This is a genomic window from Methylobacterium sp. 37f, from assembly GCF_023093475.1.
Lineage (GTDB): Bacteria > Pseudomonadota > Alphaproteobacteria > Rhizobiales > Beijerinckiaceae > Methylobacterium.
Map to the genome: position 1 here is coordinate 17,942 of NZ_JAGHKN010000051.1, position 11,025 is coordinate 28,966.

The following is an 11,025-nucleotide window of genomic DNA, read 5'->3' on the forward strand; positions in this document are numbered from 1 at the left end:
ACAGCGGGACGACGGCAGGCATGATGCGCTTGGCAAACGGCACTGGGGCGGTTCGGACGCGGGCGACCGGCACGATCGGGCGTGCCGCGCGGGTCGTGGCCGTCGCCGCCCTGGCGCTCAACATGTCGGCCTGCTTTCGCCCGCTCTACGGCCCCACGGCCTCGGGCGAACCGATGCCGGCCCTGCTCGCCGCGGTTCAGGTCGACGACGTCGCCATGGCCCAGGGCCAGGAGCGCCTGGGCCATTACCTGCGCAGCGAGCTGATCTTCGATCTCGACGGGTCGGGCCAGACCGCGCCGAAGCGCTACCGCCTGAAGATGCAGGGCAGCGAATCGGTGCAGACCCCGATCGTCTCGTCGCTGACCGGACGCGCCGAGGCCGGCACCATCGTGGGCACCGTGAAATACGCCCTGGAAGATCTCAGCGGCACCAAGATCATCAGCGAGGGCGTGGCGACGTCGACGGCGACCTATGACCGCTCGATTCAGCGCTTCGCCAGCCTGCGCGCCGCCCGCGACGCCGAGATCCGACTGGCCAAGGTGCTGGCCGAGCAGATCAAGACCCGCATCGCCTCCGTGCTGGTGACGAAGCCCTGAGCGGGACGCGCGCGTGACCGCCGTCAAGGCCGGCGACGTCGATGGCCTGATCCGGCGCGGGCCCGATCCGCGTATCGCAGTGCTGCTCGTCTACGGCCCCGATACCGGTCTCGTCTTCACCCGCGCCAAGGCCCTCGCGGAAGCCTTCGTGAAAGATCCGGGCGACCCCTTCGCCATGGTCAAGATCGACGGCGACGTGCTGGCGCAGGACCCCGGCCGCCTCCTCGACGAGGCCGGCACGGTCGGGCTGTTCGGCGGCACCCGCACGATCTGGGTCCGGGCCGGCAGCCGCAACTACGCCCCCGCCGTGGACGCCGCCCTGAAGGCGGAGATCCACAACGCCCGGATCGTGGTCGAGGGCGGCGATCTCGGCAAGTCCGCTCCCCTCCGGACGCTCTGCGAAAAGTCGCCGAAGGCCCTCGCCCTGCCTTGCTATCCGGATGACGAGCGGGCGCTCGGCGACCTGATCGACCGGACGCTGCAGGACCAGGGCCTGCGCATCGCGCGCGACGCCCGGGACATCCTCGCCACCAGCCTCGGAGGCGACCGGGGCGCCAGCCTGTCGGAAATCGAGAAGCTGGCGCTCTACGCCTGCGGGCAGAGCCAGGTGAGCCTGGACGATGTCGAGGCGGTGGTCAGCGACGTCGCCGGCAGTGTGCTCAACACCCTGATCGATGCGGCTTTCGCCGGCCGTACCGGAGAGGTCGAGCGCGACTATCGCCGCTTCCGCCACGAGGGCATGGACCCGTCGGTGATGCTGGGCTCGGCCCTCCGCCATGCCCTGACCCTGCTGGCGACGCGCCTCGCCGGAGAGGGTTCGAGCGCCAGCCAGATGGTGGCGAACTGGCGCGGCCTGCATTTTCGGCGGAAAGCCCTGGTGGAGACGCAGCTCGCGCGCTGGTCACCCCCTGCCCTGCGGCACGCGATCCAGCTGTTGCAGGACTCGGTCCTGGCCTGCCGCCGGGCTGACCCGGAGCTGGCCCACGCCCACGCGTCGAGCACGCTCCTGCGCATCGCCGGCGAGGCGGCCCGGCGCCGCTGACCGGGCGGCCCCGGGGGGAACCTCCGGGAGGGATCTCAGGCCTCGGGCAGCGTCACCCGGAAGCGCCGGCACAGACCGTCGAGTTCGTCGGCGGTCTCGTAGCGGATGCGGATCTCGCCGGCACCGGCGACCTTCGACTTCACCGCCACGCTGACGCCGAGCGCCCGCGCCATCGCCTGTTCGAGGGTGCGGATCTCCGCATCCTTGCCGGCGGCGCGACGGGGCCGGCCGGGGCGGGGGCCGTCGCCCTCGGGCACCTCGGCGGAGGCCAGGGCCTCGACCTCGCGGACCGACAGGCCCTCCTCCACGATCCGCCGCGCCACGCCCTCGGGGTCGCGCACCGCCAGCAGGGCACGGGCATGGCCGGCGGTGATCTCGCCGGCGACGACCCGGTCCTGGATCGATGGCGACAATTGCAGCAGCCGCAGGGTGTTGGCGAGATGGCTGCGGCTCTTGCCGAGGATCTCGGCCAATTCGCTCTGGCTGTACTGGAACTCACTCATCAGCCGCTCGTAGCCGGCCGCCTCCTCGATGGCATTGAGGTCGGTGCGCTGGACGTTCTCCAGGATGGCGAATTCGAGCGAGGTCCGGTCGTCAATCTCGACGGTGACCACCGGCACGTCGTGGAGGCCGGCCCGCTGCGCGGCGCGCCAGCGGCGCTCGCCCGCCACGATCTCGTAGGTGTCCGGCACGCCCGCCAGCGCCCGGACCACGATCGGCTGGATGATGCCCCGCACCTTGATCGAGGCGGCCAGCTCTTCGAGATCCGACTCGTGGAAGCGGCGGCGCGGGTTGCGTGGGTTCGGGCGCAGGAACTCCACCGCGACCTTGCGTTGCGCCTGGGATTTGCTCGCCTCGGCGTTGTCGTCGCCGAAATCCCCGATCAAGGCCGCGAGGCCGCGCCCGAGCCGGGGCCGCACCACATCATCCGCCATCGCCACCTGCTTCAACTCCGAACGCACTGGGTCATGTCATGGGGTGAGGGCAGGGCGCCCTCACCCGTCTCAGGCCGCGACGGGCAGGCGCCCCTCGCGCTGGATGATCTCGGAGGCGAGCCGCAGATAGGCCTGCGAGCCCGCGCATTTGAGATCGTAGAGCAGCACCGGCTTGCCGTGCGAGGGCGCCTCGGACACGCGCACGTTGCGGGGGATCATGGTCTCGTAGACCTTCTCGCCCATGAAGCTGCGCACATCGGCCACCACCTGCGCCGACAGGTTGTTGCGGGGATCGAACATGGTCAGGACGATGCCCTGGATGGTGAGGCGCGGATTGAGCGCGCCCCGCACCTGCTCCACCGTGCGCAGCAGCTGGCTCAGGCCTTCGAGGGCGAAGAACTCGCACTGGAGCGGCACCAGCACGGCGTCCGAGGCCGCCAAGGCGTTGATGGTGAGGAGGTTCAGCGAGGGCGGGCAATCGATCAGCACGTAGGTGATGCCGGCCGTGCTGCCGCTCTCGCCGATGCCCTTGAGGACATTGCGGAGCCGGTGGGCGCGGTCGGGCGCGCTGGCCATCTCCAGCTCCAGGCCGAGCAGATCCATGGTCGAGGGCGCCACCATCAGCCGCGGTACCGCCGTGGGGATGCAGGCCTGGGCCAGGGACGCCTCGCCCGCGAGCACGTGGTAGGTCGAGACCTTGCGTTGGCGCCGGTCGATGCCGAGCCCCGTCGAGGCGTTGCCCTGGGGATCGAGATCGATCACCAGCACACTCTCGCCGATGGCCGCCAGAGCGGTGCCGAGATTGATCGCCGTCGTGGTCTTGCCGACGCCGCCCTTCTGGTTGGCCAGGGCCAGGATGCGCAGCGGCCGATCCGGATGAGCTCCGGCCGTCGGTACGGGAGTCGGATCGCTTGTCATGAATCCACGCGAGATAGGGTCGTGACGCGGACGATCCGCGCTTCCGACTCGGTTCGGCTCGGCACGAGATCGTAAACGAATCTCCACCGTTGCGCGGCCTCGGTCAATTCCGACTGGACGTCACGTCCTTTCGGAAACAGGCCGACCGTGCCGGTTGTCAACAGGGGCTCGGCCCAGGCGAGAAGCTGGGTAAGGGGGGCGACCGCCCGGGCACACACCACGGCGACGCCCTGATGGGCCGCGATGGCCTGCTCGATGCGGGCGTTGTGAACCCGGGCCGGCGCCCCGGTGAGGCGGGCCGTCTCGGTGAGGAAGGCGCATTTCCGCGCATTGCTCTCGATCAGGTCGACCCGGAAATCCGGGCGGTCGTGTCCGGCGATGGCCAGGACCAGACCGGGCAGGCCGGCCCCTGCCCCGAGATCGAGCCAGGTCGCGGCGTCCGGTGCAAGGTCCCGGAGTTGCAGCCCATCGGCGATGTGGCGACTCCAAATCTCGGACAGGGTACCGGGTCCGACGAGATTCTTGATGGTCTGCCAGCGCCGCAACTGCTCGACATAGATGTCGAGGCGCTGCGCTGTTTCACGTGAAACATGCGCTCCGGCCAGGACCCGGTCGCGGTCGCGCTCAACCATGGGCCGCGACACCCCGACCGGCCCGGCGCGCATGAGCGGCCAGCAGGGTCAGCGCCGCCGGCGTCACCCCCTCGATTCGGGCCGCCTGCCCCAGCGTCCCCGGCCGCACCGCTTCGAGCTTCAACCGCATCTCGTTCGAGAGCCCGGCGATGCCGGCATAATCCAGGCGCACCGGCAAGGCGACGGCCTCGTCCCTGCGGAACGCGGTAATGTCGGCCTGCTGCCGGTCGAGATAGACCGCATAGGTCGCATCGGTGCAGAGGCGGTCGGCCACCCGTGCCGGCACGGCCTGCAATTCGGGCCAGACGGCGCCGAGGCGGTCCCAGTCGATCCCCGGATAGGACAGGAGCTGGAAAGCGCTCCGGCGAATCCCGTCCTGGTTCAGGGCGATGCCGACGGCTTGAGCCTGGTTCGGGGTCAGGCTCAGGGCATCGAGCTGCGCCCGCGCGGCGTCGAGCGCCGTCTGCGAGGCCGCGAAATGTTCGGCCCTGTGGCGACCGACGCAGCCCAGGGCGGCCCCCCTCGGGGTCAGCCGCTCGTCGGCATTGTCGATGCGCAGCGAGAGGCGATACTCGGAGCGCGAGGTGAACATCCGATACGGCTCGCTCACCCCGTGGGTGACGAGATCGTCGATCATCACGCCGAGATAGGATTCGGCCCGGTCGAAGATCGCCGGGGCCGAGCCGCCGACGAGGCGTGCGGCATTGATGCCGGCGACGAGCCCCTGCCCCGCCGCCTCCTCGTAGCCGGTGGTGCCGTTGATCTGTCCGGCGAGGAACAGGCCGGGCAGGCGCTTGGCCTGCAGGGTGGCATCGAGTTCGCGCGGATCGACGTAGTCGTACTCGATGGCGTAGCCCGGTCGCAGGATCGTGGCGCGCTCAAGACCCGGGATCAGCGCGATGACATCGCGCTGGACGCTCTCGGGCAGGGCCGTGGAGATGCCGTTGGGATAGACGGTCGGATCGTCCAGGCCCTCCGGTTCGAGGAAGATCTGGTGTCCCTCGCGGTCGCCGAAGCGCACGACCTTGTCCTCGATCGAGGGGCAGTAGCGCGGCCCCCGGCTGGCGATGCCGCCGGAATACATCGGCGAGCGATGCAGGTTGGCCCGGATGAGATCATGCACCGCCTGCGTGGTGCGGGTGATGCCGCATTCGATCTGCGGCGTGGTGATCCGGTCGGTGAGGGTCGAGAACGGAACCGGATCGTCGTCCGCCGCCTGCATCTCCAGGCGCAACCAGGCGATGGTGCGGCCGTCGAGGCGGGCCGGCGTCCCGGTCTTGAGGCGTCCCAAGGCGAAGCCGGCGCGATCGAGCGTCAGGGCCAGACCCACCGAGGGCGCCTCGCCGACACGACCGGCCGGGATCTGGGTTTCGCCGATATGGATCAAGCCGCGCAGGAAGGTGCCGGTGGTGAGCACCACGGCGCCGCAGGGGAGGGCGCGGCCGTCGTTCAACAGGACCGCCGCGACACGTCCCTGCGTGATGGTGAGGTCGGCGACCTCCGCCTCGATCACCGTCAGGTTGGCGGTCTCGGCGATGGCGGCCTGCATGGCGCGGGCGTAGAGCTTGCGGTCGGCCTGGGTGCGGGGGCCGCGCACGGCCGGTCCCTTACGCCGGTTGAGCAGGCGAAACTGGATGCCGGCCGCATCGGCGACGCGGCCCATCAGGCCGTCGAGGGCGTCGACTTCGCGGACCAGATGGCCCTTGCCGAGGCCGCCAATGGCCGGATTGCAGGACATGGCGCCGATGGTGGCGGCCTGATGGGTCACGAGGGCCGTACGCGCGCCGATCCGGGCCGCGGCGGCCGCAGCCTCGACGCCGGCATGGCCCCCGCCGACGACGATCACGTCGTAGGAATCAGGTGTGTGGTGCATGGGATCGATTAAGCGTCTGGCGCGTGGATGGTCAACGCGCGCCGAGCGAAGATTGCGGTTTCCACGTGAAACAAGAGGCTTGTGCGCCCGCAGGACAACAGGGTGCTGCGCCTTACGCCGGTCCTCGTCACTTGCCGATGCAGAAGCCCGCAAACAGCCGGTCCAGCATCTCCTCGACGCCGACATGCCCGGCCACTTCCCCCAGTGCACGGACCGCGAGGCGCAGATCCTCGGCCGCCAACTCGGGCAGCGGGGCGCCGGCGAGCAGGCGGTCGAGATGGTCCCGGCATCGGCTGAGCCCGAGGCGGTGGCGTTCACGGGTGATCAGCGCATCGCCGCTTCCGATCGCCTGCGCGGCCCGGGCTTCGATGGCGGCGAGCAGGCGATCGAGTCCGGCCCCCGTCAGAGCCGAGATCGCGATGCAATCGGTGTCGTTCGAGGAATCGCCGAGACCGAGATCGCACTTGGTCCGGACGTGGAGCACCGGACCGCCGGGATCGGGCGTGGGTTTCGAGTCCCGCTCGGCGTCCGGCCCTTCCAGCATCACGATCAGGTCCGCCTGGGCCATGCGGGCCCGGGTTCGCCGGATGCCCTCCGCCTCGATGGCGTCCGTCGCCGCGCGCAGACCGGCCGTGTCGACCAGGATCACCGGCAGCCCGCCGAGGTCGCAGCGGACCTCGATGACATCGCGGGTCGTGCCCGGAAGATCCGAGACGATCGCCGCCTCGCGCCGACTCAAGGCGTTCAGCAGCGTCGACTTGCCGGCATTGGGCGGACCGGCCAGCACCACGGTGAAACCGTCGCGCAGGCGCTCGCCCCGGTGACCATCCGCCAGGACGGCGGCGATCTGGTCGCGAATTGCCCGCGCCCGCTGGCTCAGCGCCGCATCGAGCGCAGCGTCGTCGACATCGCCCTCATCGGAGAAATCCAGCGCCGCCTCGACGCCGGCCAGGAGATCGATGAGCCGGGTGCGCCAATCGGCGACCTGACGGCCGAGGGCGCCATCGAGCTGGCGCAGGGCCTGGCGCCGCTGCGCCTCGGTCTCGGCATCGATGAGGTCGGCGATGCCCTCGGCCTCGGTCAGGTCGAGGCGCCCGTTGAGGAAGGCCCGGCGGGTGAAGGCACCGGGCTCGGCCGGTTGGCATCCGGGGATCTCCGCCAGCGCCCGCAGAACGGCCGTACGGACCGCAAGCCCCCCATGCAGATGGAGTTCCGCCATATCCTCGCCGGTGAAGCTGGCGGGACCCGGCATCCAGGCGACCAGCGCCTCATCCAGCGGGTCGCCGTCCGGCATCCGCAAGGTGCGCAGCGACAGGCGCCTGGGAACCGGCAGGGGAGGGGCGAGGGCGCGGATCACCGCGGCCGCGTTCGGCCCGCTGATCCGGATCACGCTGACGGCGGCCCGGGCTGGCCCGGTCGCAGGCGCGAAGAGGGTGGTGGTTTCGATCATCCGTGCGGTGCCCCGCAACCCGACAATTCCGGTCTCGGAATATAGACCGGTCTCGGAATATCGTTATGCCGGCAAACCAAATTGGTTTCTTGCGGAAAATTCTTGGGAAATAGGCAGGACGATGCTTGTCCCCGGGGCAGCGCAAGCCCCGGGGTCACCCCGTCTCAGGTGTTCATCGAGTCGAAGAAATCGTTGTTGCTCTTGGTCTGGCGCAGCTTGTCCATCAGGAACTCGATCGCGTCGGTGACGCCCATCGGGTTGAGGATGCGGCGCAGGACGTAGGTCTTCTTGAGCGCGTCCGGCGGCACCAGGAGCTCTTCCTTGCGGGTGCCCGAGCGCGTGATGTCGATGGCCGGGAAGATGCGCTTGTCCGAGACCTTGCGGTCGAGAATGATCTCGGAGTTGCCGGTGCCCTTGAACTCCTCGAAGATCACCTCGTCCATGCGCGAACCGGTGTCGATGAGCGCCGTGGCGATGATCGAGAGCGAACCGCCCTCCTCGATGTTGCGGGCGGCACCGAAGAAGCGCTTCGGGCGCTGCAGAGCGTTGGCGTCGACGCCGCCGGTCAGCACCTTGCCGGAGGACGGCACGACGGTGTTGTAGGCCCGGCCCAGGCGGGTGATCGAGTCCAGCAGGATCACCACGTCGCGGCCGTGCTCGACCAGGCGCTTGGCCTTCTCGATCACCATCTCGGCGACCTGCACGTGGCGGGTGGCCGGCTCGTCGAAGGTCGAGGCGATGACCTCGCCCTTCACCGAGCGGATCATGTCGGTCACTTCCTCGGGGCGCTCGTCGATGAGCAGCACGATGAGGTAGCATTCCGGGTGGTTGATGGTGATCGACTGCGCGATGTTCTGCATCAGCACGGTCTTGCCGGTGCGCGGCGGCGCCACGATCAGGGCGCGCTGGCCCTTGCCGATCGGGGCCACGATGTCGATGATCCGCGGCGAGAAATCCTTCTTCGGCGGATTGTCCAGTTCGAGCTTGAAGCGCTGCGTCGGGAACAGCGGGGTCAGGTTGTCGAAATGGACCTTGTGCTTGATCTTCTCCGGGTTCTCGAAGTTGATCGTGTTGACCTTCAGCAGCGCGAAATAGCGCTCGCCGTCCTTGGGACCGCGGATCGGCCCCTCGACGGTGTCGCCGGTGCGCAGGCCGAAGCGACGGATCTGCGTCGGCGAGATGTAGATGTCGTCGGGACCCGGCAGGTAGTTCGATTCCGACGAGCGCAGGAAGCCGAACCCGTCCTGCAGCACCTCGCAGGTGCCGGCGCCGATGATCTCGACCTCCTTGGCCGCGAGTTGCTTCAGGATCGCGAACATCAGTTCGGCTTTGCGCATGGTCGAGGCGTTCTCGACCTCGACCTCTTCGGCGAACGCGATCAGGTCGGTCGGCGTCTTGGACTTGAGGTCCTGAAGCTTGACCTCGCGCATGCCGTCGAGATCGGCGGCGACGATTCCGCCCTCGACCGGGCTTTCCTCGGGGAGGGCATCGTACTGTGACGTCATGGGGATTCAGAACCGGCGGGAAGGGCGAGGCGGGGCAGGGAAACAGGAACTGGCAGGTGGGGAGTTTGGTCGCCGGGCGCCGTTTCGGCACCGATCAGGCGGTCCGCTTCCAGGGGAAACGGCCCCGCGCATCGTCTTAGCGGAGCCTTGGGCTCACGGATGCAACACGGCGTAACGAGGAGAGGCCCTATCGGTAGCGCGTTTCCCGGGTTTTTGCAAGATCGCCGCGACGGGGCCTCTCAGCGGCGGCGCAGGCGCACGTAGAGGGCTCCGGCGCCGCCATGGTGGCGCGCCGCCTCCTCGAAGCCGAGCACCACGTGGCGCAGGTCCGGCGCGCGCAGCCAGTGCGGCACGCTGCGGCGGAGCACCCCGCGCTCGGAGAAGGCATCGTCGTAGGTGGGGCCGCCTTTGCCGGTGACCACGAGCACATGGGTGTGCCCGGAGGCGCGTGCCCGCATCAGGAAGCCGATCAGCGCGCCGTGCGCCTGGGCCTGATACATCCCGTGCAGGTCGATCCGGGCATCGACCTGCAGCGCGCCCCGGCGCAGGGCGAGGCGCACGCGGCGCTCCAGGCCGGGCGCCGGGGCCGGGCTCGGCGCGATCACGGGGGCCGGCGCCGCCGGCGGCGGGCTCGGTTTCAGGGCGGCGCGCTTGGCCAGCGTCCGGGGCATCGGCTTCGGAGGCATCGGCTTGGGCGGCGCGGGTTTCGGAGGCTCGGATGTGGCGCCGGCAGCCTTCGCCGCAGCCTTCATCGCAGGAGGCTTCGCAGCGACAGGGGTGCCCACTTCGGTGGCCTCGGCGGCGTTTGCAGCCTTGGGCCGCCCCGGCCCGCGTCCGCGCAAGGGAGTGATCAGCCGGGCGATCTCACCCCACAGATAGGCGTCCTCGCCGGACAGGCCGCGCGGGCGTCGGGGCGTCTTCATGGCGCGCGGCGGGTCTCGGGGCTGGGCTTCGGGTTGGTTTCGGGTTTGGGCAGCAGCACCACGAACCCGACGGGATCGCGCAGGTTCCCGGCGGCGATGCCGGCCTCGGCGCCGGTGCCGAGATAGAGGTCGCCGCGGGCCGGGCCGACGATGGCCGAGCCGGTATCGGCGGCGACGACGAGACGCCCCGGATCGGGGGAGCCGGCGATCCGGCCCTCGAGCCAGAACGGCAGGCCGTAGCGCCACAGGGTGGCGTCGACGGCGAGGTTGCGCCCGGGGCTCAGGGGCACGCCGGCCCCGCCCGGCGGCCCCAGCGCCGGGTCGTCGATCTCCGCCAGACGGAAGAAGATGTAGGAGGCGTTGGCTCGCATCAGGCGCTTGGCCTGCGCGGGGTTCGCCCGCAGCCACCCGGTCCAGCGCGCCAGGGTGAGCCCGTCGAGGGGCAGGTGCCCCTCCGCCACGATGAGCTTGCCGATGGAGGTGTAGGGGCGGCCGTTGCGGCCGTCATAGAGCACCCGGACCGAGCGCCCGTCGGTCAGGCGGACCCGACCCGAGCCCTGGACCTGGAGCACGAACAGGTCGACGGCGTCGCGCAGGTAGAGGAGGGCCCGCGCGCGGTCGCCCAGTACCCCGTCCTCGATCGCGGCCCGGTCGGGATAGGCCTCGAACCCGTCGCCGACCCGGCGCGCGGCGCGCAGGGCGGGATCCAGGCCGGGCCGCGTCTCGCCGGGCTCGAGCCCGACGAGGTCGTCGGGGCGGGCCAGCACCGCGGCGGTGAAATCCGGGCTCGGGGTGGCGGAGCCGACGAGTTCCGGCTCGAAGTAGCCGGTGAGAAAGCCCGTTCGCCGCTCCGGGTTGCCGCCGGCGGCCGGGCGGACGATGCGGTAGGCCGCGAAGGCTTCGGAAAAGAACCGCGCCGCCTCGGCCTCGGCCACCGTCTTGGTCTCGGGCATGGTCTCGGCCCTGGCACAGGCCGCCGCCAGGGCCTCGGCCGAGCCCGTGACGGTGGCGGGCTGGGGCGTCGCCGGGCGGGTCCGGCAGGTCCGCCGGAAGGCCGCGAGGGTCGCGGCCGGATCGGCACCGGGAAAGCCCGGCAGGGCGGCGGTGTCGACCGGCTCCAGAAGGGCATCGCCCACCCGAAACGACTCCCC

General features: G+C 70.3%; 10 protein-coding genes. 2 read left to right on the forward strand and 8 right to left on the reverse strand.

Features of this window, described 5'->3' with window-relative positions; genetic code table 11:
• Positions 1 to 20: 20 nt before the first annotated feature.
• Together lptE and holA are read left to right on the forward strand one after the other, a co-directional pair.
• Positions 21 to 596 (forward strand): LPS assembly lipoprotein LptE, encoded by a 576-nt coding sequence (lptE, locus tag J7U37_RS22725; RefSeq protein ID WP_247637198.1) that lies wholly within the window; start codon positions 21 to 23, stop codon positions 594 to 596.
• 13 nt (positions 597 to 609) lie between these two features.
• Positions 610 to 1,638: a DNA polymerase III subunit delta gene (gene holA / locus J7U37_RS22730; protein WP_247637199.1), complete on the forward strand. Its 1,029-nt coding sequence runs from the start codon at positions 610 to 612 to the stop codon at positions 1,636 to 1,638.
• Positions 1,639 to 1,673: 35 nt separating this feature from the next.
• On the opposite strand, the gene J7U37_RS22735 is transcribed toward holA, so the two are convergent.
• The 8 genes from J7U37_RS22735 to J7U37_RS22770 form a co-directional block, all read right to left on the reverse strand.
• Positions 1,674 to 2,573, reverse strand: coding sequence for a ParB/RepB/Spo0J family partition protein (locus J7U37_RS22735; protein ID WP_056486133.1), 900 nt, complete (start codon positions 2,571 to 2,573; stop codon positions 1,674 to 1,676).
• A 69-nt stretch (positions 2,574 to 2,642) separates the two neighbouring features.
• Positions 2,643 to 3,491 carry a ParA family protein gene (locus tag J7U37_RS22740; RefSeq protein ID WP_247637200.1) on the reverse strand — a complete coding sequence of 283 codons (849 nt, stop codon included), beginning with the start codon at positions 3,489 to 3,491 and terminating at the stop codon, positions 2,643 to 2,645.
• Positions 3,488 to 4,123: a 16S rRNA (guanine(527)-N(7))-methyltransferase RsmG gene (gene rsmG, locus J7U37_RS22745; RefSeq protein WP_247637201.1), complete on the reverse strand. Its 636-nt coding sequence runs from the start codon at positions 4,121 to 4,123 to the stop codon at positions 3,488 to 3,490. The genes J7U37_RS22740 and rsmG overlap by 4 nt, the downstream gene beginning before the upstream one ends.
• Positions 4,116 to 5,996, reverse strand: a complete 1,881-nt coding sequence (gene mnmG / locus J7U37_RS22750) for a tRNA uridine-5-carboxymethylaminomethyl(34) synthesis enzyme MnmG (RefSeq protein WP_247637202.1) — start codon at positions 5,994 to 5,996, stop codon at positions 4,116 to 4,118. The genes rsmG and mnmG overlap by 8 nt, the downstream gene beginning before the upstream one ends.
• A 127-nt stretch (positions 5,997 to 6,123) precedes the next feature.
• Positions 6,124 to 7,446, reverse strand: a complete 1,323-nt coding sequence (gene mnmE, locus J7U37_RS22755) for a tRNA uridine-5-carboxymethylaminomethyl(34) synthesis GTPase MnmE (RefSeq protein WP_247637203.1) — start codon at positions 7,444 to 7,446, stop codon at positions 6,124 to 6,126.
• A gap of 164 nt (positions 7,447 to 7,610) precedes the next feature.
• Positions 7,611 to 8,951, reverse strand: a complete 1,341-nt coding sequence (gene rho, locus J7U37_RS22760; protein WP_056187430.1) for a transcription termination factor Rho — start codon at positions 8,949 to 8,951, stop codon at positions 7,611 to 7,613.
• A 239-nt stretch (positions 8,952 to 9,190) separates the two neighbouring features.
• Positions 9,191 to 9,874: a Smr/MutS family protein gene (locus tag J7U37_RS22765; RefSeq protein ID WP_056485542.1), complete on the reverse strand. Its 684-nt coding sequence runs from the start codon at positions 9,872 to 9,874 to the stop codon at positions 9,191 to 9,193.
• Complete coding sequence (locus tag J7U37_RS22770; protein WP_247637205.1) at positions 9,871 to 11,010, reverse strand: murein transglycosylase A; 1,140 nt, start codon at positions 11,008 to 11,010, stop codon at positions 9,871 to 9,873. The genes J7U37_RS22765 and J7U37_RS22770 overlap by 4 nt, the downstream gene beginning before the upstream one ends.
• Positions 11,011 to 11,025 lie beyond the last annotated feature (15 nt).

Excerpts from the sequence above, each read along its gene's own strand:
- J7U37_RS22740 (WP_247637200.1), bottom strand. The coding sequence starts at position 3,491 with ATGACAAGCGATCCGACTCCCGTACCGACGGCCGGAGCTCATCCGGAT.
- J7U37_RS22735 (WP_056486133.1), bottom strand. The coding sequence starts at position 2,573 with ATGGCGGATGATGTGGTGCGGCCCCGGCTCGGGCGCGGCCTCGCGGCC.
- rho (WP_056187430.1), bottom strand. The coding sequence starts at position 8,951 with ATGACGTCACAGTACGATGCCCTCCCCGAGGAAAGCCCGGTCGAGGGC.
- mnmE (WP_247637203.1), bottom strand. The coding sequence starts at position 7,446 with ATGATCGAAACCACCACCCTCTTCGCGCCTGCGACCGGGCCAGCCCGG.
- lptE (WP_247637198.1), top strand. The coding sequence starts at position 21 with ATGATGCGCTTGGCAAACGGCACTGGGGCGGTTCGGACGCGGGCGACC.
- rsmG (WP_247637201.1), bottom strand. The coding sequence starts at position 4,123 with ATGGTTGAGCGCGACCGCGACCGGGTCCTGGCCGGAGCGCATGTTTCA.
- mnmG (WP_247637202.1), bottom strand. The coding sequence starts at position 5,996 with ATGCACCACACACCTGATTCCTACGACGTGATCGTCGTCGGCGGGGGC.
- J7U37_RS22765 (WP_056485542.1), bottom strand. The coding sequence starts at position 9,874 with ATGAAGACGCCCCGACGCCCGCGCGGCCTGTCCGGCGAGGACGCCTAT.